The sequence below is a fragment of the Burkholderia sp. S-53 genome, assembly GCF_025560745.1.
In the GTDB taxonomy this organism is placed as follows: domain Bacteria; phylum Pseudomonadota; class Gammaproteobacteria; order Burkholderiales; family Burkholderiaceae; genus Burkholderia; species Burkholderia pyrrocinia.
In genome coordinates, this window is sequence record NZ_CP090484.1 from 2,399,090 (window position 1) to 2,418,774 (window position 19,685).

20 protein-coding genes are annotated in these 19,685 nt (G+C 67.1%); 11 read left to right on the forward strand and 9 right to left on the reverse strand.

Features of this window, described 5'->3' with window-relative positions; all coding sequences use genetic code 11:
- Positions 1-80: 80 nt before the first annotated feature.
- Positions 81-440 (reverse strand): DUF4148 domain-containing protein, encoded by a 360-nt coding sequence (locus LXM88_RS32905; RefSeq protein WP_412524157.1) that lies wholly within the window; start codon positions 438-440, stop codon positions 81-83.
- A 230-nt stretch (positions 441-670) separates the two neighbouring features.
- Between LXM88_RS32905 and LXM88_RS32910 the strand changes: the two genes are divergently transcribed.
- Complete coding sequence (locus tag LXM88_RS32910; protein ID WP_262547119.1) at positions 671-1,060, forward strand: hypothetical protein; 390 nt, start codon at positions 671-673, stop codon at positions 1,058-1,060.
- 57 nt (positions 1,061-1,117) lie between these two features.
- Here the strand turns inward: LXM88_RS32910 and LXM88_RS32915 are convergent, their stop codons facing one another.
- From LXM88_RS32915 to LXM88_RS32945, 7 genes are all read right to left on the reverse strand, one after another.
- Positions 1,118-2,011, reverse strand: a complete 894-nt coding sequence (locus LXM88_RS32915; RefSeq protein ID WP_318654695.1) for an acetylglutamate kinase — start codon at positions 2,009-2,011, stop codon at positions 1,118-1,120.
- Between the two features lie 48 nt (positions 2,012-2,059).
- Positions 2,060-2,581 (reverse strand): PTS sugar transporter subunit IIA, encoded by a 522-nt coding sequence (locus LXM88_RS32920; RefSeq protein ID WP_262543625.1) that lies wholly within the window; start codon positions 2,579-2,581, stop codon positions 2,060-2,062.
- A gap of 139 nt (positions 2,582-2,720) precedes the next feature.
- A complete protein-coding gene (locus LXM88_RS32925; protein ID WP_262543626.1) occupies positions 2,721-2,939 on the reverse strand; it encodes a hypothetical protein in 219 nt (72 codons plus the stop codon).
- Between the two features lie 58 nt (positions 2,940-2,997).
- Positions 2,998-3,369 (reverse strand): DUF6697 family protein, encoded by a 372-nt coding sequence (locus LXM88_RS32930; protein WP_262543627.1) that lies wholly within the window; start codon positions 3,367-3,369, stop codon positions 2,998-3,000.
- Positions 3,370-4,062: 693 nt separating this feature from the next.
- A complete protein-coding gene (gene groL / locus LXM88_RS32935; protein ID WP_262543628.1) occupies positions 4,063-5,703 on the reverse strand; it encodes a chaperonin GroEL in 1,641 nt (546 codons plus the stop codon).
- 12 nt (positions 5,704-5,715) lie between these two features.
- Entirely contained in the window at positions 5,716-6,006 is a 291-nt protein-coding gene (locus LXM88_RS32940; RefSeq protein WP_011694564.1) for a co-chaperone GroES, read from the reverse strand.
- A gap of 151 nt (positions 6,007-6,157) precedes the next feature.
- Positions 6,158-7,117 (reverse strand): LysR substrate-binding domain-containing protein, encoded by a 960-nt coding sequence (locus LXM88_RS32945; protein ID WP_262543638.1) that lies wholly within the window; start codon positions 7,115-7,117, stop codon positions 6,158-6,160.
- 184 nt (positions 7,118-7,301) lie between these two features.
- Here LXM88_RS32945 and LXM88_RS32950 point away from each other — a divergent pair, with 184 nt between their 5' ends.
- The 8 genes from LXM88_RS32950 (at position 7,302) to LXM88_RS32985 (ending at position 16,067) form a co-directional block, all read left to right on the forward strand.
- Entirely contained in the window at positions 7,302-8,423 is a 1,122-nt protein-coding gene (locus LXM88_RS32950; protein WP_262547046.1) for a M20 aminoacylase family protein, read from the forward strand.
- 53 nt (positions 8,424-8,476) lie between these two features.
- Positions 8,477-9,259, forward strand: coding sequence for an ABC transporter substrate-binding protein (locus tag LXM88_RS32955; RefSeq protein ID WP_262543639.1), 783 nt, complete (start codon positions 8,477-8,479; stop codon positions 9,257-9,259).
- 52 nt (positions 9,260-9,311) lie between these two features.
- Positions 9,312-10,496, forward strand: a complete 1,185-nt coding sequence (locus LXM88_RS32960; protein WP_262543640.1) for a porin — start codon at positions 9,312-9,314, stop codon at positions 10,494-10,496.
- A gap of 279 nt (positions 10,497-10,775) precedes the next feature.
- Positions 10,776-12,734 (forward strand): arylsulfatase, encoded by a 1,959-nt coding sequence (locus LXM88_RS32965; RefSeq protein WP_262543641.1) that lies wholly within the window; start codon positions 10,776-10,778, stop codon positions 12,732-12,734.
- 102 nt (positions 12,735-12,836) lie between these two features.
- Positions 12,837-13,886 carry a formylglycine-generating enzyme family protein gene (locus LXM88_RS32970; RefSeq protein WP_262543642.1) on the forward strand — a complete coding sequence of 350 codons (1,050 nt, stop codon included), beginning with the start codon at positions 12,837-12,839 and terminating at the stop codon, positions 13,884-13,886.
- A gap of 8 nt (positions 13,887-13,894) precedes the next feature.
- Positions 13,895-14,695, forward strand: coding sequence for a MetQ/NlpA family lipoprotein (locus tag LXM88_RS32975; RefSeq protein ID WP_412524176.1), 801 nt, complete (start codon positions 13,895-13,897; stop codon positions 14,693-14,695).
- Positions 14,689-15,675: a YkgJ family cysteine cluster protein gene (locus LXM88_RS32980; RefSeq protein WP_262547047.1), complete on the forward strand. Its 987-nt coding sequence runs from the start codon at positions 14,689-14,691 to the stop codon at positions 15,673-15,675. Before LXM88_RS32975 ends, LXM88_RS32980 begins: the two co-directional genes overlap by 7 nt.
- Before the next feature lie 65 nt (positions 15,676-15,740).
- Positions 15,741-16,067, forward strand: a complete 327-nt coding sequence (locus LXM88_RS32985; protein WP_096475119.1) for an antibiotic biosynthesis monooxygenase family protein — start codon at positions 15,741-15,743, stop codon at positions 16,065-16,067.
- A gap of 206 nt (positions 16,068-16,273) precedes the next feature.
- On the opposite strand, the gene LXM88_RS32990 is transcribed toward LXM88_RS32985, so the two are convergent.
- Positions 16,274-17,206 (reverse strand): LysR family transcriptional regulator, encoded by a 933-nt coding sequence (locus LXM88_RS32990; protein ID WP_065502871.1) that lies wholly within the window; start codon positions 17,204-17,206, stop codon positions 16,274-16,276.
- 205 nt (positions 17,207-17,411) lie between these two features.
- Between LXM88_RS32990 and LXM88_RS32995 the strand changes: the two genes are divergently transcribed.
- Positions 17,412-18,185: a putative hydro-lyase gene (locus LXM88_RS32995; protein ID WP_262543645.1), complete on the forward strand. Its 774-nt coding sequence runs from the start codon at positions 17,412-17,414 to the stop codon at positions 18,183-18,185.
- Between the two features lie 95 nt (positions 18,186-18,280).
- Positions 18,281-19,579, forward strand: a complete 1,299-nt coding sequence (locus tag LXM88_RS33000; RefSeq protein ID WP_176051279.1) for an MFS transporter — start codon at positions 18,281-18,283, stop codon at positions 19,577-19,579.
- The last annotated feature ends 106 nt before the right edge of the window (positions 19,580-19,685 follow it).

The following is a 19,685-nucleotide window of genomic DNA, read 5'->3' on the forward strand; positions in this document are numbered from 1 at the left end:
ACGGCAGCGCCCGAGTCGAGTCGCCGCGCACGCAGCGTTCCGGCTCGGGATATCCCGGCGCGGGTCGCCCGCGCCGCCCGTCAGCGACCGGCGTGGACCGCGTCGCGCTGCTGCGCGGCGGCTCGCGCCGCGACCCTCGCCTCGGCCGCCTGGATGTCGTCCGGATAGTGCGGATCGTCGCCGGCTGCGGGCTGGTAGCCTGCCTGCTCGAGGCGCACCAGGTCGGTTATGACTTCGGCACGGGTCAACGGCGCCGAAGTCGTTTGCGCGAAGCTTGCGGTGGCACTGGTAAGCGCGGCAGCGGCCAGCGCGAAACACATGAGCGATTTCATATTCTTCTCCTGAAAGCGTAAAAAATGGGCGCGCGCGAATACGGGCGCCGCGATCGAAGGCGGAGCGATCATCGCGAATGAAACGCCGGCGGAAATCCGGGTTTTCATATCGGTATCCTTAATAAAATAGGGCGATGAGCGAACTGGACAGGATTCATCGCACCCTCGATGGCGCGATCCATCGAGTTCGAGCGCGGGGATCAAACCGTGGACTCGTTGATCGCTTCGCCTGTCCGGAACCCCGTCAATCGCGTCGACGGGGCAATGTCGATATCCTAGGCGGACGCGTAATAGATGAAAAATATATAGTTGGTATCGGATCGATGCATTACTGATATATGAACGCCGACGCGAGCCGTGCGTTCGGCTTCGGCTTCGATCGCGACGCGCCGCCCGGCGCGTCGACCTTCTTCCGCCTGTTTCTGCCTTTCGCGTCGGTGCATCTGCACCCGACGCGCGCGTCGTTGCACCCGGCAACCCTTGCTGACTTCCGTGCAATCGCTGCAGGTCGAGCCCCGCGCGTGGCGGGAACGGCAGCGGCGCTCGCGCAGATCGCCGGTGCGCTGAAAGGCGTGCTGTTTCCGAGGCGGCTCGGCCCGCCGGCACGGCCGATCCTGCGGCGTTTGGGGCTCGAGGCCACGGTGCGGCCGTCGCTCGCGTTCTACAACACGTGCGACGAAGTCGATGCGCTCGTTCGTGTCGTGCAGCGTCTCGCGGCACGGCGCTGACGTCGTTCGCTTGCGGCGGCCCTCGTGGGTGGCCGCAAGCGATTCCCTGCTACCCGATCAGAAGCGCACGACCTGCTTCTGCTCGACGCTGAAGCCGTCGCGCAGCACGCACGCCGAATCGGCGAAGTAGCGGCGCGTTTCCGACAGCAGGTCGGTGTTGCCGCGACGGCAGAACACTACGCCCGATCCTTCCTCGGTCAGCAGTTCGTCGATCAGCGATTCCGGTTGCCCGATATCGGCGAGATGGACGTTCTGCACGCCGTGCGCGAGTGCATCGAGCGCTTCCCGCACGCAGGGCGCCGCTTTGGCGGCCGGATGCTCGGTGAGCCATTGCTCGAGCTCCGTGATGCCGTACAGCCCCGCGAGTTCGCCGAGTTCGCGCAGCAGCGCGCTTTCGACCATCATCACCAGCGTCACGGCGCCCGTGCGCTGCGCGAAGAGGCTGCCGAGCCGTTCCGGGCGCAGCAGGCGATCCTGGCCTGCGTCGTCCGGCGCGACCGGCATCACCACGGGCACCAGCCCGTTCCCGAGAATAGCGTTCAACGCGGTGCCGTCGAATTGCGCGACCGGGCTCGTATTCGTGCGGTCGGATTCGGCGCCGGCGACCAGCAGGCCGCCGTCGTGACCGTCGATGCCGATCGCCTTCGCGCCGTGGCTGCCGATCAGGCGCACCAGTTCGTGGTTGACGTCGGCCATCGCGGCGCGCGCGGCCTGGACCGGCAGCGTGCCGGACGCGGCCGGCATGCCCTGGACGACGACCGGACAAATGCCGGTGAGCGCGAGCAGCGCGATATCCTGCGCGAATGCCTGGCGAGCGTGCGTATCGCTCGCGGCGCCGTTATCGACGATGACGACGGTCTGCCCGTGCAGCGCCTGCATGAACGGCAGCGAGCGAGCCAGTCCGGCCACGCGCCGCGACGTAAGAGTGGGACTTTCAGGGTCTGGGAACATGGGAATCCGAAAGGATGAAGGGAGTGCCAGTCGCCGCACGATGCGGCGTCAGTGCGTGCGTTGCATGAGCCGATGAATCTCGTCGGGCGTTTGCGCGTCGCGCGACGCCTGCCGGAACGGGCGTTCGCTGAAACATCGTGCCGCGTCGGCGAGCAGTTCGAGGTGCGCGCGGTCGTCCTCTTTGGGCAGGACCAGCACGATGAATTCGCGCACGGGCTTGCGGTCCGGCGCGTTGAACGCGAACGGGTACAGCGCGCGAACGAACAGTGCGACGGCCGAGCCGAGCCCGTCGACACGCGCATGCGGAATCGCGACGCCCTGGCCGAGGCCGGTCGAACCGAGCTGTTCACGCTTCGTCAGTTCGGTCCGGATCCGTTCCGCGGAAACCCCGCTGCTGCGCGCGATGAATCGCGCGGCGAGGTCGAACAACTGGATCGCGCTTTCGACCGGCACGTCGAGCAGGATGTTGTCCGGCGGACAGGCGTCGGCCAGCCGGGTCGCGAGCGGCATGCCGCCGCGTCGGTGGGGAAGGTCGGGTTGGCCGCCGGCGGCGGCCTGCTGCGTTTGCATGCGGATCTCTCCGTGTCGTGATGACACGGAAATCCTAGACGCATCGGCGTAAAGACGGTGTCAGAGACGCGGGGGCCCGGCATTAAAATTTCGTATCGATTGCGGCGTGGTTCCCACTGCGTGCCCGATACGGACGTCTTCACGTGCCCGACAGGACGAATGGCAGCGTCGTCAGCAGAAAGACCGAAATACCGACGACCGGCGCGCCGAATGCGATGGCGGCGAAGGCCACGGCGGCGCTGGCCAGCACGAGCGTTCTCGACCGCCGGCGGTGCCGGTCGTGCGCGGTTGCCTTGTCTTCGCGGATTGCATCGGTCCGCGTACTGATTACGTGTTTCCAGAACGTCAAGCCAAGCATGATTGCTCCTGTGAGAAAGACGATCGAGACGGGGCACGCGATGTGCCGTGCGAGCGCGTCAGCAGCGCTTGAGCTTCAGCACGCGCGAGATCTGCCCGGACGTGAAGCCGCTGTTGCGCACGTAAGGCGCGCAGTCGAGCGGCGCCGTGAGCGATTCGCCGACGACGTACTGGCCGACGAAGCGGAACGCATCCGTCTCCATCTTGATGAACACCGGAATCGCATCGCGTTGCGCGGCGAGCGTCCTGCCGGCCGCGCGCGCGGACGCGCTGCCGTCGCAGAGGATCACGTCGGGTGCGTGCGGGTTGAGGTCCGTGCGCAGGCAGGCGGCCACGACCTTGCCGTTCTTCGTCGGCAGGAATGCCTGTTTGCTGCCGCCGCATGCGGTGTGGATGAATTCGCGCGTGTACTGCTTGTCGATCTCGAACATGTTCGGGCTCCGGTATCGGAAAATTCCGTGAATGAAATCAGGTATGCAAAGTAATTGAACCGGATCGGCATGCCGGATGCGGGCAGACGATCGGTCATCGCCGGGTCGGCGGATCGACGGCGCGTCGTGGTACGGGATTTGCCACGCGCATACGCTCGATCGCACGATGCGCGATCAGCGCATCGACGGCGTATTCAAGCGTGCACGGGAGTGACTACGGCGCGCACCGTCCGCCTGTCGGCAGGACGGTGGCTCGGGAAAGAGAGACGCAGGCGTCCTGCCTGTCAGGCAGAAAAGCAACTCGGGGGACGAGGACTTCGGATGCGCATGTTGCGTGCTCGGTGATGGATTGCGAACACATTCTAGTGAACGCACGCGCGGCTGCAAGTAAAAAGGTCGTAAAGGTTGCGGGATTCGCGCGACAGGGGCTGCCTGGCAGGTGACGAATGACAACGGCGTGGTGCTGTCGATGTCCGTGTCGGCCGGTTGCGGCAGCGTCAGCCAGCCGTGCAACGGCGGACGACACAGGCCGCGTCGATGCGACGACACGCCGACGCGATTCACGTGCATGCCGAGTCGGATGGTCCGCATGATCCAACGAAGAACAACGCGTGACGACTCCCGTCGCCACGCGTTGCATGTTCCCGCAGAGCCGCGCGTTTGCCGGCGAACCGGCATCATGCGGCGCGCCGCTCAGAAATCGAACCCCGGCCCGCCCGCACCCGGCCCGCCCGGCCCCGCGGTCGGCGCCGCATCCTTCGGCGCTTCGAACACGGTCGCATCGGTCGTCAGCAGCAGCCCGGCAACCGACGCCGCGTTCTGCAGCGCCGTGCGCGTGACCTTGGTCGGATCGAGCACGCCCGATTCGACGAGATCGCCGTATTCGCCCGTCTGCGCGTTGTACCCGAAGTTGCCCGAACCTTCCGCGACCTTTGCGACGACGACGCTCGCTTCCTCGCCTGCGTTCGTGACGATCTGGCGCAGCGGTTCCTCGAGCGCACGCAGCACGATCTTGATGCCCGCATTCTGGTCGGCATTCACGCCCTTCAGTTCGCGGATCGCCTGACGCACGCGGATCAGCGCAACACCGCCGCCCGGCACGATGCCTTCCTCGACGGCCGCGCGCGTTGCGTGCAGCGCGTCGTCGACGCGATCCTTCTTCTCCTTCACCTCGATCTCGGTCGCACCGCCGACCTTGATCACCGCGACGCCGCCCGCGAGCTTCGCGACGCGTTCCTGCAGTTTTTCACGGTCGTAGTCCGACGTCGCTTCGTCGATCTGCACGCGGATCTGCTTCACGCGCGCCTCGATGTTCTTCGCATCGCCCGCACCGTCGATTACGGTCGTGTTTTCCTTGCCGACCTCGATGCGCTTCGCCTGGCCGAGTTCGGCGAGTGTCGCTTTCTCGAGCGTCAGGCCCGTTTCCTCGGCGACGACCTGGCCGCCGGTGAGGATCGCGATGTCCTCGAGCAGCGCCTTGCGGCGGTCGCCGAAGCCCGGCGCCTTGACAGCGACCGTCTTCAGGATCCCGCGGATGTTGTTCACGACGAGCGTCGCGAGCGCTTCGCCTTCGACGTCCTCCGCGATGATCAGCAGCGGCCGGCCCGACTTCGCGACCTGTTCGAGCACCGGCAGCAGGTCGCGGATGTTCGAGATCTTCTTGTCGTGCAGCAGGATGTACGGGTTCTCGATCTCGGCGATCTGCTTGTCGGGATTGTTGATGAAGTACGGCGACAGGTAGCCGCGATCGAACTGCAGCCCCTCGACGACGTCGAGCTCGTCGGCGAGCGACTTGCCGTCCTCGACGGTGATCACGCCTTCCTTGCCGACGCGGTCGATCGCTTCGGCGATGCGCTGGCCGATCGATTCCTCGCCGTTCGCGGAGATCGTCGCGACCTGCGCGATTTCCTTGCTCGTCGTGGTCGGCCGGCTGATCTTCTTCAGCTCGTCGACGGCCGCTGCGACGGCCTTGTCGATGCCGCGCTTCAGGTCGAGCGGGTTGAGCCCGGCCGCGACGTATTTCTGGCCTTCGCGCACGATCGCCTGCGCGAGCACGGTGGCCGTGGTCGTGCCGTCGCCGGCCGCGTCGCTGGTGCGCGACGCGACCTCTTTCACGAGCTGCGCGCCGATGTTCTGCAGCTTGTCCGCGAGTTCGATTTCCTTCGCGACCGACACGCCGTCCTTCGTGACGACCGGCGCGCCGAAGCTGCGTTCGAGCACGACGTTGCGGCCCTTCGGCCCGAGCGTGACCTTTACCGCGTTCGCGAGAATGTTCACGCCTTCGGTCAGCTTCGCCCGTGCGACGTCGCTGAAAATGATTTCCTTCGCTGCCATGATTGCGCTCCGTTATTGATTGACGACCGCGACGATGTCTTCCTCGCGCAGGACGAGGAATTCATTGCCGTCCACCTTGACGGCCTGGCCCGCGTACTTGCCGAACAGCACGCGTTCGCCGACCTGCAGGTCGGGCACGATGCGCTGGCCGTCCGTGTCCTTGCGGCCGGGGCCGACGGCGATCACTTCGCCCTGGTCGGGCTTCTCCGCGGCGCTGTCGGGGATCACGATGCCCGACGCGGTGGTGGTTTCCTGATCGAGTCGCTTCACGATGACGCGGTCGTGCAAGGGGCGTAGGCTCATCTTTTCGTCCTGTGCGGTTCTGTCGAGGTTGGCTGGCACTCTTTGGGAGAGAGTGCTGAGGAGTATAAAAACGCTCGACGGCGCGATCCAATAACGGATTCGGAAAAGCATTCGCGCGGATGCGCTATGGACGGGAGACGGGCGGGGGGATTCAGATCAGCAGCGATACCGTCCTGAACAGCGCAAGATCCTCCTTGCGCGCGGATCGCGCATGCTTGCGGATCACTTGCAGCAGGCAGTCGATGAAGCAGCGGGCGGCGTCGCTCAGCGTGCTGCTGCGGCGCGTGACGATCCCGAGGTCGCGCGGTTCGAACGTTTCCTTGAGCTGCAACGCGCGCATCCGTTCGCCGAACGGCGGCACGGCCGCGAGTATCGTCGGGCACCACGTGCACATGTCGGCCTGCTCGAGCATCGTCTGCAACATCGCGACCGACTGCGCCCGCACGATGCGCCGTTCGTCGATCCGTGCGCCGTGGCGAGTAAACAGGTAGTCGACGAGCGCGGCCTGCCCGTCGGCCGCGAAATTCAGCACCCAGTCGTTATCGAGCAGGTCGTGGATCGACCGTGCGCGCTCGCACGGATGGCCGGCGCGCACCATGACCGACGTCTCGTAGCGCAGCATTGGCTCGAACGCGAATTCCTGCGTGCCGCCCGGTTGCACGTGCCCGAGCGCGAAGTCCATGCTGCCGTCGCGCAGCAGCGGCTGTGCGACGGCCATCAGCGCTTCGTAGAGTTCGAGGCGGACGTCGGGCATCCGCTCGCGAAAACGCAGCACGGCTTCCGCGAGGAACGTCACCGTGAGCCACGGCGTGACGCCGATGCTCAGCCGGCCCTCGACGCGGCCGCGCATGCGTTCGAGATCGCTCTGCGCATGTTCGAGCTGCTTCAGCACGAGCTTCGCGTGCGTGAGCAGCGTCTTTCCGTACTCGGTGAAGCCGATGCCTTCCGGCGCGCGCACGAGCAGCGGCAGGCGCTCGCTCGCCTCCAGCTCGCGCAGCGCGCGCGTGACGGCCGCCTGCGACAGCCCGAGCGAGCGTGCCGCGCCGCGGATGCTGCCGGCCTCCGCGCTCGCGACGAGCGCCTGCAACTGATGCAGCTTGATGTTGTTCATGGTGCGATACCCGACAACGAAAGGTTGTCATCATAACGAAACCGCGGCTGGTCGCCGGGATTTTCGCTGCATACGATTCGGCCACGATCGGTCATCCGGGCGATCGACAACCGGAACGCATTCAGGAGAATCGGGGTTGGACCAGAAACATATTCATCCGGAAATCGCGGCCATCGAGGCGGAGATGATTGCGCTGCGTCAGCGGCTGCATGCGCATCCCGAACTCGGTTTCGAGGAACACGCGACCAGCGATCTCGTTGCCGATTGCCTGACAACGTGGGGTTATCGGGTGACGCGCGGGCTCGGCGGCACGGGCGTGGTCGGCACGCTGACTCGCGGCACCGGGAAACGGCTCGGATTGCGCGCGGACATGGATGCGCTGCCGATCCGCGAGACAACCGGGCTGCCGCATGCGAGCCGGCACGACGGCGTGATGCACGCGTGCGGCCACGATGGCCACACGGCGATGCTGCTTGCGGCGGCCCGCTGTCTTGCCGGGCGTGCGCGCTTCACCGGCACGTTGAACCTGATTTTCCAGCCGGCCGAGGAAGGGCTCGGCGGCGCGAAGCGGATGCTCGACGACGGATTGTTCACACAATTTCCGTGCGATGCCGTGTTCGCGATGCATAACGTGCCGGGCCTGCCGGCCGGCGTGCTCGGCTTCTGCGACGGCGCGGCGATGGCGTCGGCGGACGAGGTGCGCGTGCGCGTGATCGGGCGCGGCGGGCATGGCGCCGCGCCGCACACGACGATCGATCCGGTGGTCGTGTGCGCGTCGATCGTGATGGCGTTGCAGACGGTCGTGTCGCGCAACGTGAATCCGCAGGAACTGGCGATCGTCACGGCCGGCGCGATCCATGCGGGCACCGCATCGAACGTGATCCCGCCGCATGCGGAGCTCGAACTCAGCGTGCGCGCACTGTCGCCGGACGTGCGCGCGCTGCTGGAGCGACGCATCCGCGAGATCGTGGCTGGGCAGGCCGCGAGTTATGGCGCGACGGCCGAGATCGACTATCGATACGGCTATCCGGTACTCGTCAATCACGCGGCGGAGACGGCATTCGCGCGCGACGTGGCCCGCGAATGGGGCGGCGACGCGGCGCTGATTCCGCATCTGCGGCCGATCGCGGCGAGCGAGGATTTTGCATTCATGCTCGACGCGTGCCCCGGCAGCTACCTGTCGATCGGCAACGGCGACGGCGCGGCCGGATGCGGGCTGCACAACCCGGGCTACGACTTCAACGATGCTTGCCTCGCGACGGGGGCGAGCTACTGGACCGCGCTCGCGGAGCGATACCTCGCATGATGCGGTCGCACGATTTCGGTTCACGATTTACGATTTACACAAGGAGACAGGCAATGAAACAGTGGATGGCGGCGCTCGCGGTAGCGCTGGCGGCAGGGTCGGTGCATGCGGGCGACTGGACGGGCAAGGAGATCCGCCTCGCGGTCGATCCGACTTACCCGCCGCTCGAATACAAGCTGCCCGACGGCACGCTGACGGGCTTCGGGATCGATATTACGAATGCGTTGTGCGCGGAGCTGCACGCGCGCTGCGTGTGGGTCGAGTCGAGCTTCGACGGGATGATCCCGGGGCTGCTCGCGCGCAAGTTCGACGTGATCGCGTCGTCGATGACGATCACGCCGAAGCGGATGCAGCAGATCGCGTTCACGAACCGCATCTCGAATGCACCCGCCAGGCTGATCGCTCACAAGGGCTCGCCGCTACTGCCGACGGCCGAATCGCTGAAGGGCAAACGCGTGGGCGTCGAGCAAGGTTCCGCGCAGGCCGACTACGCGGTCGCGAACTGGCAGCCGGCCGGCGTGCAGATCGTGTCATACCAGAACCAGGATCAGGTGTACGCCGATCTCGTGACGGGGCGGCTCGATGCGGCGTTCCAGGCATCGATCGCGGCCAGCGACGGCTTTCTGAAGAAGCCGCAGGGCAAGGACTTCATGTTCGCCGGCGCACCGATCGACGACGTGAAGTACTTCGGGCAGGGCGACGGCCTCGGGTTGCGCAAGCAGGACAACGACCTGCGCGACGCATTCAACCGCGCGCTCGCGGCGATTCTCGCGAACGGCACGTACCAGCGGATCAACCGGAAGTATTTCGACTTCGACATCTACGGCGCGAAGTAAGCGGCAGCGCACGCAATGTGCGCGATCGACCATAAATAAATAAGGAATACGGATGAACTGGAGATCGATTCTTGTCGCGATTCCGGCGCTGTGCGCAGCGCCCGCGTTCGCGCAAAGCAGTGTCACGCTTTACGGCCTCGTCGATGCAGGTATCGACTATACGAACAACGTCGGCGGCCATGGCGCGTGGCAGATGGCAAGCGGCTTCGCGCAGGGCAGCCGCTGGGGGCTGAAGGGCACCGAGGACCTGGGCGGCGGCTACAGCGCGCTGTTCCAGATCGAGAGCGGCTTCAACGTGAACAGCGGCACGCTCGCGCAGGGCGGCCGCATGTTCGGGCGTCAGGCCTACGTCGGGCTCGGCAGCACGCGCTTCGGCACGCTGACGCTCGGCCGGCAATACGATTCGGTCGTCGACTATCTCGCGCCGACGACCGCGAACGGGAGCTGGGGCGTCTATCCGTTCTCGCACCCGCTCGACAACGACAACACCGGCAACACGTTCCGCACGAACAATACCGTGAAGTACGCGAGCCCGGATTTCTCCGGCTTCTCGTTCGGCGGCACGTACAGCTTCAGCAACGACACGGGCTTCGCGAACAACCGGGTATGGAGCGTCGGCGCGCAGTACGAGCAGGGCGGCCTGCTCGTCGGCGCGGCGTTCCTGAATGCGAACAACCCCGGCGCGACGTCGGGCGGCGCGATCGCAGGCTCGGGGTCGGTCGGCGCCGATGCGAATTTTGCGTCGGCACGGCTGCGGATCTTCGGGGCGGGCATCAACTACACGGCAGGGCCCGCGACGGTCGGGTTCGCGTACACGAACAGCAACGTCACGCGGCCGACCGCGAACGTCGGCTACCTGTTCGGCGACGAAACGATCGAACCGGTGACGGGGCCGCTTGCGGGCGGTACGGTGACGTCGATCAAGTATCAGAACTTCGAAGTGAACGGCAAGTACCAGTTCACGCCGGCGTTGTTCGTCGGCGCGCAATACGTGTACACGACGGTGCGCTACGACGCGACGACCGGCACCGCGAAGCCGAAGATCCATTCGATCGGGTTGATGGCCGACTACAACCTGTCGAAACGCACGGATGTCTATCTGATGGGCGCGTACCAGCGGATCGCTGGAGACGCGACCGGCTCGTCGCTCGATCAGGCATTTGTCCCGGGCGCAGCCGATCTGTCGTCGACGTCGAAGCAGTTGATGGTGCACGCGGGGATTCGGCACAAGTTCTGACGGAACCTGCCGGAACGAAGGCGGCGGCCCGCCGCCTTCATCCTTCACGAAGCGACGCGAATCACGACCTTGCCGAAATGCTGGCAGCCGGCCGCCTGCGGTTCGACGACCTGCTGGCTATCGCCGACGCGGCCGCTGCGGGCGCGGGGCGCACCAAACGGCCCGCAGCGGGCCCGCATCGCATATTCCCCCACCCCGTTAGCATGTGACGAATCCGACTTTGGGCGCCGCGCCCGCGACGCTAAGATCGCCGATCCCGTAGATCGAGCGTTCACGATAATGACAAAGTCCGCGTCGCCGTTGCATGCTTTCCGTTTCCGTGTCGTCTGCGCCGCGATCGCCGGCGCGCTGTCGCTCGCATCGTGCGGCGGCGTCGACAGCGAATCGCCGCCTCCGCAGGCCGACACGACGCCGCCGCAGGCCGCAAAACGCCCGAACATCCTGTACATCATGGCCGACGATCTCGGCTATTCCGACATTCGTGCATTCGGCGGCGAGATCAACACGCCGAACCTCGACGCGCTCGTCGCGTCGGGCCGCATCCTGTCGAACCATCACACGGGCACCGTCTGCGCGATCACGCGCGCGATGCTGGTGTCCGGCACCGATCACCATCTCGTCGGCGAGGGCACGATGGGCGTGCCGACCGACGAGCGGCGCGGGCTGCCCGGCTACGAGGGCTACCTGAACGACCGCGCACTGTCGTTCGCACAACTACTGAAGGACGCCGGTTATCACACGTATATCGCGGGCAAGTGGCACATCGGCTCGGGGATCGTCGGCAGTGCGACCGGCAGCGGGCAGACGCCCGACCAGTGGGGCTTCGAGCGCAGCTACGTGCTGCTCGGCGGCGCGGCGACCAACCACTTCGCGCACGAGCCGGCCGGTTCGTCGAACTACACGGAAGACGGCCGTTACGTGCAGCCTGGCCAGCCCGGGCAGCCGGGCGGTGCGGGCGGCAGCCCGGCCGTGTTCTATTCGACCGATTTCTATACGCAGAAGCTGATCTCGTACATCGATTCGAACCAGCGCGACGGCAAGCCGTTCTTCGCGTATGCGGCGTATACGTCGCCGCACTGGCCTCTGCAGGTGCCCGAGCCGTGGCTGCACAAGTACGCGGGCGTGTATGACGCCGGCTACGACGCGATCCGCAACGCGCGGATCGCGCGGCAGAAAGCGCTCGGCCTGATTCCGGCCGACTTCAAGCCGTTCGACGGCCTGCCTGAAACGACGGCGGCGTCGCCCGCGACCGCGAACAACGGTACCGCGAGCGCGAAATACATCAGCGCGGTGCATTCGGCCGCGGACGGCTACAGCGACTACGGCCCCGGCAAGGTCGACAAGCTGTGGTCGAGCCTGTCGCCGGCCGAGCGCCGGGCGCAGGCGCGCTACATGGAGATCTATGCGGGGATGGTCGAGAACCTCGACTACAACATCGGCCTGCTGATCCAGCACCTGAAGGACATCGGCGAATACGACAACACGTTCATCATGTTCCAGTCGGACAACGGCGCGGAAGGCTGGCCGATCGATTCCGGCGCGGACCCGACGGCGACCGACACCGCGAATGCGCAGGCGCCGACCTATTCGGCGCTCGGCACCGACAACGGCAAGCAGAACGCGCAGCGCCTGCAGTACGGGCTGCGCTGGGCCGAAGTGAGCGCGTCGCCGTTCCGGCTCACGAAGGGCTATTCGGCCGAAGGCGGCGTATCGACGCCGACGATCGTGCGCCTGCCGGGCCAGTCGCAGCCGTTGCCGACGCTGCGCGCATTCACGCACGTGACCGACAACACGGCGACCTTCCTCGCGGTCGCGGGCGTCACGCCGCCGTCGCAGCCGGCGCCGCCGCTCGTCAACACGCTGACGGGTGTCGACCAGAACAAGGGCAAGGTGATCTACAACAACCGCTACGTGTATCCGGTCACGGGTCAGTCGCTGCTGCCGGTGCTCACCGGGACGGCGACGGGCGAGGTGCATACGGTGCCGTTCGCCGACGAAGCGTACGGCCGCGCGTACCTGCGCAGTGCCGACGGACGCTGGAAGGCGTTGTGGACCGAGCCGCCGCTCGGGCCGCTCGACGGTCACTGGCAGCTGTACGACCTCGCGTCGGATCGCGGCGAGACGACCGACGTGTCGGCGCAGAACCCGTCGGTGATCGGCACGCTCGTCGACCAGTGGAAGACCTACATGAGCAACGTCGGCGGCGTCGAGCCGCAGCGTCCGCGCGGCTATTACTGAGCGCCCCCAGACCTGTCGCTTCGCTCCGGGCCCCACGAGGGGATTGCCTTCGCGCCCGAAAAAACCTGGAGCGGGCAGGCGTTTTCTCGAGAGGACGACACGATGCGATTCCGGTTCCGGACGATCGGCACGGCGCTTGCCGCCACGCTGTTCGCCACTGCGTTCGCGGTGGGCTATGCAAATCCGGCGGCGCCGGCGGGCGGCGCATTCGATGACGCGAATCGCGGCCGCGCGCTCGCGCCGCTCGGCTCGGAGCGGCAGTGCGAGCGCTACTCGGGGCTGCCGGCACAGTGGCGCGACGACCCGAAGGCCGGGATGGTGCATCTGCGCGGCGGTGCGTTCGTGTTCGGCAGCACGCGCGGTTATGCGGACGAGCGTCCGGCGGGCGATGGCCGCACGCGCGTCGGCGGTTTCTGGATCGACCAGACCGACGTGACGATCGCGCAGTTCGCCGCGTTCGTGCAGGCGACCGGCTACGTGACCGAGGCCGAGCAGCAGGGCGGCGCGGCGGTGTTCCATGTGCCGACGCGCGACGAGATGAATGCGCGCGACCTCGCATGGTGGTCGTGGGTGAAGGGGGCGTCGTGGCGTCATCCGCGCGGGCCCGGCAGCGGCGTCGACGGGCTCGGCAACCTGCCCGTCACGCTCGTCACGCAGCGCGATGCGCTCGCGTATGCGCGCTGGCTCGGCCGCGATCTGCCGACCGAGGCCGAATGGGAATACGCGGGCAAGGCCGGCCGCGACGACGCATCGCTCGACGCGGCGCCGCGCGACGCGCAGGGCAAGCCGGCCGCGAACTACTGGCAGGGTGCGTTTCCAGTGCTCGATACGGCCGAGGACGGCCACGCGGGCCTCGCGCCCGTCGGCTGCTATGCGGCGAACGGCTTCCGCCTCTACGACATGATCGGCAATGCATGGGAATGGACGAAGGACGCGTACACGGGCCCGCACCAGTCGCACACCAACGGCGACACGGCGGCTGTCGCGCCGCCGACGCGCCGGCACGATACGCCGATGGTCATCAAGGGCGGTTCGTTCCTGTGCTCGCGCGACTACTGCGTGCGCTATCGCGCGTCGTCGCGCGAACAGCAGGAAGCCGATCTCGGTGCATCGCACATCGGCTTTCGCACGATCCTGAGGGATGCATCGTGAGGAACAGCATCGTGCGATTCGCGTCCGTGTGGCTGCTGGCCGCGTGCGGTGTCGTGCATCAGGGACCGGCCGTTGCGGCCGAATCGGCTACGCCGGCGGTGCGCGTCGGCGTGACGCGCGGCGTGCATGCGCAGATCCTGGACGAAGTGAAGCGGGTCGCCGCTGCGCGAGGGTTGGGCGTCGACGTCGTCGAATTCGACGATGCGTCGCGCATCGACGCGGCGCTCGCCGACGGCCGGATCGATGCGGCCAGCTTCGAGGATGCGCACCAGCTTGCCGCGACGCGCGCGCAGAAACGCTACGCGCTGACCGAAGTCGCGCCGACCGTCACGCTGCCGATGGCGCTTTATTCGCGCAAGCTGAAAAACCTGAACGAATTGCAGCCCGGCGCGACGGTCGCGATTCCCGCCGATCCGCGCGGGATGGCGCGTGCGCTGGTGCTGCTGCAGAACGACACGCTGGTGACGCTGCGCGAGCAGGCCGGCCTGCATGCGACGCTGCGCGACGTGACCGGCAACCGGCTCGGGCTGAAGCTCGTCGCGCTGCGTCGCGATCGTCTTTACGCCGCGCTCGATACGGCCGCGTTCGTTGCGATCGGCAGCGACGATGCCGCACGCGTCGGGCTGCAGCCCGCACGCGACAGCATCAGCCTCGAGGATGCGCGCTCGCCGTACGCGAACGTGCTGACGGTGCGCAATGCCGATCGCGCGAAACCGTGGGTCGCGCAACTCGTCGCCGCGTATCACTCGGACGACGTCGCGCGCTTCATCCTCACGCGCTACCAGGACTCGGTGCGGCGGCCCTGGTAGACACCTACCTGCTCGCGTGCAATGCATGCGGACGCTGCTGCAACAGCGCGCCGACGCTGTTGTTGCGCGAACTGTTCCGGCATCGGCACCGCTTCGTCGGCGCGCTGACGATCCGTCGCGTGCCGAAGGGGCGAATCGGCGAACGCTGGCGTGCGGGTGGGCGCGAGCATGCATTCGACGCGGATGATTTTGCGGCGTCCGAAGCGCTGGCGGACCGGTTGTTCCATCGCATCGGCGGCGCGAATGGCGAATGGGTCGCGCTGACGCTGCAGGGCTACGACTATCCGTCACTCGGCCGTTGTGCGGCGCTCGCCGACGACGGCCGCTGCAGCGTGCACGCGGAGAAGCCGTCGATCTGCGGCGCGGTGCCGCTCGATCCGATGCTGCCGGACCGGTTGCAGTCTCGCGTGCTCGCGGCGCGGCGCGACGAAACGGCATGGCTTGGCGCGAACTGCATTGCCGAGGCGGGGAGCGAACGATCTGCCGCCGAATCCTCATTTCCGATTCCTCTGGTGACGGCCGGGCAAATCGAGGATCGCGCGGCGCTCGACACGTATCGCGATTCGCTCGCGTTCGAGCACGCGGTGTGGCGCGATGCCGTGTTCTCGTCGCTGGTCGGTGGCGGGCAGCGCGTACGCGATGCGTTGTCGCGGCTCGCACCGGGCGGTTACCTGACCGTGTCGATCGTGCCCGTGCTGCTGGCCGTCGCGCCGGTCTCCGCGCATTGCCGCGCGCTGTGCATCGACTTCATCGACGCGCAACTCGTGTTGATCGGCACGAACATCGAGGCCGCACTCGCACGCCGGCACGCCGACGACCGGCCCGCGACACGCGAGTTGCGCGGTTTCGCTCAGGCGCTCGAACGTGCGCGGCATGCGCTTGCGGCGACGCCGGCGCCCGCGGCCGGAACGCGTGAAGACGCGCCGCGCATCGATGCATGGCTCGCCGACCGGCCCGACGCCGCTCCGCTCGCCGCGTAACGATCGCGGCACGCCGCGCGTGCCTTACACTTGGCGCTCTTTCAATCGTTTCCGACGGAGCGGGCATGTACGCGTCGACCTTCATTTTTCGTGCCGGGCAATACGATGACGAATTCCACCGGCTCGACCGGCAGATCGCCGACATGGCGCGCGCGGCGCCCGGCTATCTCGGCGAGGAGACGTGGGAGAACGCCGAAGCGGGGCTGATCCAGAACGTCTACTACTGGGAATCGGAGGCGGCGCTGCAGCAATTGATGCAGCATCCGGCGCATCTCGAAGCGAAGGCGAAGCAGGCGCGCTGGCTCGACGGCTATCGCGTCGTGATCTCGAAGGTGCTTCGCGAGTACGGCGACGGCAAGCTGACGCAGCCGCATGCGGGACAATCCGCGTGACTGGGTGCCTGATTGATTTCTTTCGTATTGCGGATAAACAACAGGAGTCGGCACCCGGCGGCCTGCATTCGGATGCGGGTTTCGGTGGCCGCGCCGTCGCACGACGCGAGGCGCCGGATGAGCCGAGTGCGATTGCGGGCGATTCGCGCGGCGATGTCGAACCCGCGCCGGATGCTCAACCTCTCGACACCCCGGCCCGCGCCGCCTCAAAGCGCTTCAACCAACCGCCGCGTACTCTTCTCGCAATACTCGTGACACGCGGCCCGCGCGGCAATCGACGCGCCGTGCACGAACCGCGGCGCGTCCGCGCGCCGCGACATCGACACGACGATCGACGGCGGCGACGGCTGCAGCGGCAGCTCGACAACTTCGCCGCTCTCGATCAGCGCATCGACGAACAGCACCGGAATCGCGGCGACGCCGAAGCCGTCGCGCACGAGCTGCACGATCACCGAGATCGACGGCGATCCGGTGATGCGCGTGTCCGACAGCGGCACGCCATGCGCATGCGCGAGCGTACGGACGATGTCCTCGAGCGCACGGTGAGGCGCGGTGCCGCGCCCGTAGGTCAGGATCGGCTGGCGCAGCACCTGCCGCGCGAGGCCCGTGCGCGTGTTCGGCAACAGCCCCGCGCGCGCGATCCAGCGCACCGGATAGTTCGCGAGCGCGTCGCAGACGACCGACGCCTCGTCGCTGCCCTCGACGCGGATGATCAGGTCGAGCTCGCCGGCCATCAGCCGGCGCTGCAGCACGACGCTCACGTCGACGGTCAGGTCGATCTCGAGTTGCGGATAGTCGGCCGCGAGGCGGCGCATATAGTGCGGCAGCCAGCTATGCACGACCGTCTCGATCACGCCGAGCCGCAGCTTGCCGCGCAGCGCGCTCTCGCCGGACGCGGCGGCCTGCAGCTCCTGCGTCGCCTCGACCACGGCTTTCGCATAGCCGAGCAGGTACTCGCCGTTCGGCGTGAGCCGGAACTCGCGACTGTCGCGGTCGACGAGCACCGTCTGCAATTCGTCCTCGAGCGCCTTCAGGCGCTGCGAGATCGCGGCCGGCGTCGCGTGCAGCGCGGCGGCCGTCGTGCGGAAGTTGCGCAGCTTCGCGAGCGTGACGAAGGTTTCGAGAAAACGCGTGTTCATGGCGGTCGGGCGGACGGTGGATGCGCAGCTTGCCGGTGAGGAAAAGTGAACGGGACCGGGGAAAACCCCAAGATCCGTTAAGAAATTCTATACACGAAGCGCAGAAAAACTCGTTGGCGACAAAATTTTTTCTTTTCTATTCTTCGCCGTATCCGATGACGCGACATCGTCATCCCGACCACATTCCGATCTGCGACAGAATCTCATGACGCCTTCCGAATTCCGCCAGTCCGTGCGCCACGGCGCGTTCCGCGGCCCGACCGCAGGCCACTGCGGTCCGTTCGCGCAAGCGAATCTCGCGATCCTGCCCGATGCGTACGCGCACGATTTCCTGCGCTTTTGTCAGGCAAACCCGAAAGCGTGCCCGCTGCTCGGCGTCGGCGAACCGGGCGCGTTCCGGATCGACGCACTCGGCGAGGATCTCGACATCCGCACCGACGTGCCGAGCTACAACGTGTACCGCGACGGCCGCCTGACCGAGCGCGTCGAGTCGCTGGAAGCGCTGTGGCGCGACGATTTCGTCGTGTTCGCGATCGGCTGCTCGTTCTCGTTCGAGGACATGCTCGCCCGCGAAGGGATCGGGCTGCGCCACGTCGAGGAGGGCCGCAACGTGCCGATGTACCGCACGTCGATTCCGAACCGGCGCGCGGGGATCTTCGGCGGCCAGCTCGTCGTGTCGATGCGGCCGATGCGCGGCGCCGACGCGATCCGCGCGGTGCAGATCACGAGCCGGTTTCCGGGCGTGCACGGCGCGCCGATCCATATCGGTCACCCGCAGGAACTGGGCATCGCGGATCTGAACGCACCCGAATTCGGCGATGCGGTGACGATCCGCGACGGCGAGCTGCCGGTGTTCTGGGCGTGCGGCGTGACGCCGCAAACCGCGCTGATGGACGCGAAGCTGCCGATCGCGATCGCGCATACGCCCGGCCACATGTTGATGACCGACATCACGAACGCGTCGCTGGCCGTGTTCTGATCCGGGATGGCGGCCACCCGCACCACACCAGCACGACACACGCCCGCACGACACACCACACCGCTTTGACGGCGCATAACGACAGGAGCACCACCATGGAAAGCAAGACCCTCGCGGCACCCGCCGCCGAGCCCGCGAGCCCCGAGCGCAGCGGCCTGTTCTCGTGGTACGCCGACGCGCAGCCGCGCGAGCGCCGCGCGTTCTGGAGCTGCAAGGTCGGCTACATGCTCGACGGGATGGACACGCAGATGCTGTCGTTCGTGATCCCGACGCTCGTCGCGACCTGGGGCATCTCGCTCGCGGACGCCGGCTTCATCGGCACGATCACGCTGCTCGCGTCGGCGCTCGGCGGCTGGATCGCGGGCATCCTGTCCGACCGGATCGGCCGGGTGCGCACGCTGCAGCTCACAGTGCTGTGGTTCGCGGTGTTCACCGCGCTGTGCGGGCTCGCGCAGAGCTATCACCAGTTGCTCGCGGCGCGCGCGCTGATGGGCTTCGGCTTCGGCGGCGAATGGACGGCCGGCGCGGTGCTGATCGGCGAAGTGATCCGTGCGCGCGATCGTGGCAAGGCGGTCGGCCTCGTGCAGTCGGGCTGGGCGATCGGCTGGGGGCTGTGCGCACTGCTGTATGCGCTGCTGTTCTCGGTGCTGCCGGCCGAGCAGGCGTGGCGCGCACTGTTCCTCGTCGGGCTAGCGCCCGCGCTGCTGGTCGTCGCGATCCGCCGTTACGTGAAGGAGCCGGACGTCTACGAGAAGGAGAAGGCCGCGCAGGCAAAGGTGGCCGATGCGCCGCGTCTCACCGAGATCTTCGCGCCGAAGCTGATCACGACGACGCTGCGCGCGGCGCTGCTGACGACCGGCGCGCAGGGCGGCTACTACGCGATCACGACGTGGCTGCCGACCTTCCTGAAGACCGAGCGGCACCTGACCGTGATGGGCACCGGCGGCTATCTCGCGATGATCATCTTCGGCTCGTGGGTCGGCTACCTGACGAGCGCCTACCTGACCGACCGCCTCGGCCGCAAGCCGAACTTCATCCTGTTCGCGGTCGGCTCGATGGTGATCGCGTTCGCGTACACGTCGCTGAACCTGACCAACGCGTCGATGCTGTGGCTCGGCTTCCCGCTCGGCTTCTTCGCATCGGGCATCTTCTCGGGGATGGGCGCGTTCCTCACCGAGCTGTTCCCGACCCGCGTGCGCGGCTCGGGCCAAGGCTTCTGCTACAACGTGGGCCGCGCGATCGGCGCACTGTTCCCGTTCCTGATCGGCGCGCTGTCGAAGCAGTACGGGCTCGGCACGAGCATCGGGATCTTCGCGGTCGCCGCATACGGCGTGGTGATCGTCGCCGCGCTGACGCTGCCCGAGACGCGCGGCCGCGAACTCGACGCCGCGTAAGCGGCGGGGCGGTCCGCCCTTCGTTTTCTTCCCCTTTCATCGACACCGTGACACGGCGCGCGACGCGCGCCGTGCGGCGGCGCTCGTTCAGAGATTTCACGACGCA

What these genes read in the sequence shown, in the direction of transcription:
- LXM88_RS33000 (WP_176051279.1), top strand. Translation starts at nt 18,281, where the DNA reads ATGGAAAGCAAGACCCTCGCGGCACCCGCCGCCGAGCCCGCGAGCCCC.
- LXM88_RS32940 (WP_011694564.1), bottom strand. Translation starts at nt 6,006, where the DNA reads ATGAGCCTACGCCCCTTGCACGACCGCGTCATCGTGAAGCGACTCGAT.
- LXM88_RS32965 (WP_262543641.1), top strand. Translation starts at nt 10,776, where the DNA reads ATGACAAAGTCCGCGTCGCCGTTGCATGCTTTCCGTTTCCGTGTCGTC.
- LXM88_RS32925 (WP_262543626.1), bottom strand. Translation starts at nt 2,939, where the DNA reads ATGCTTGGCTTGACGTTCTGGAAACACGTAATCAGTACGCGGACCGAT.
- LXM88_RS32945 (WP_262543638.1), bottom strand. Translation starts at nt 7,117, where the DNA reads ATGAACAACATCAAGCTGCATCAGTTGCAGGCGCTCGTCGCGAGCGCG.
- LXM88_RS32985 (WP_096475119.1), top strand. Translation starts at nt 15,741, where the DNA reads ATGTACGCGTCGACCTTCATTTTTCGTGCCGGGCAATACGATGACGAA.
- LXM88_RS32905 (WP_412524157.1), bottom strand. Translation starts at nt 440, where the DNA reads ATGAAAACCCGGATTTCCGCCGGCGTTTCATTCGCGATGATCGCTCCG.
- LXM88_RS32990 (WP_065502871.1), bottom strand. Translation starts at nt 17,206, where the DNA reads ATGAACACGCGTTTTCTCGAAACCTTCGTCACGCTCGCGAAGCTGCGC.
- LXM88_RS32920 (WP_262543625.1), bottom strand. Translation starts at nt 2,581, where the DNA reads ATGCAAACGCAGCAGGCCGCCGCCGGCGGCCAACCCGACCTTCCCCAC.
- LXM88_RS32970 (WP_262543642.1), top strand. Translation starts at nt 12,837, where the DNA reads ATGCGATTCCGGTTCCGGACGATCGGCACGGCGCTTGCCGCCACGCTG.
- LXM88_RS32910 (WP_262547119.1), top strand. Translation starts at nt 671, where the DNA reads ATGAACGCCGACGCGAGCCGTGCGTTCGGCTTCGGCTTCGATCGCGAC.
- groL (WP_262543628.1), bottom strand. Translation starts at nt 5,703, where the DNA reads ATGGCAGCGAAGGAAATCATTTTCAGCGACGTCGCACGGGCGAAGCTG.
- LXM88_RS32995 (WP_262543645.1), top strand. Translation starts at nt 17,412, where the DNA reads ATGACGCCTTCCGAATTCCGCCAGTCCGTGCGCCACGGCGCGTTCCGC.
- LXM88_RS32960 (WP_262543640.1), top strand. Translation starts at nt 9,312, where the DNA reads ATGAACTGGAGATCGATTCTTGTCGCGATTCCGGCGCTGTGCGCAGCG.
- LXM88_RS32950 (WP_262547046.1), top strand. Translation starts at nt 7,302, where the DNA reads ATGATTGCGCTGCGTCAGCGGCTGCATGCGCATCCCGAACTCGGTTTC.
- LXM88_RS32930 (WP_262543627.1), bottom strand. Translation starts at nt 3,369, where the DNA reads ATGTTCGAGATCGACAAGCAGTACACGCGCGAATTCATCCACACCGCA.
- LXM88_RS32915 (WP_318654695.1), bottom strand. Translation starts at nt 2,011, where the DNA reads ATGTTCCCAGACCCTGAAAGTCCCACTCTTACGTCGCGGCGCGTGGCC.
- LXM88_RS32955 (WP_262543639.1), top strand. Translation starts at nt 8,477, where the DNA reads ATGAAACAGTGGATGGCGGCGCTCGCGGTAGCGCTGGCGGCAGGGTCG.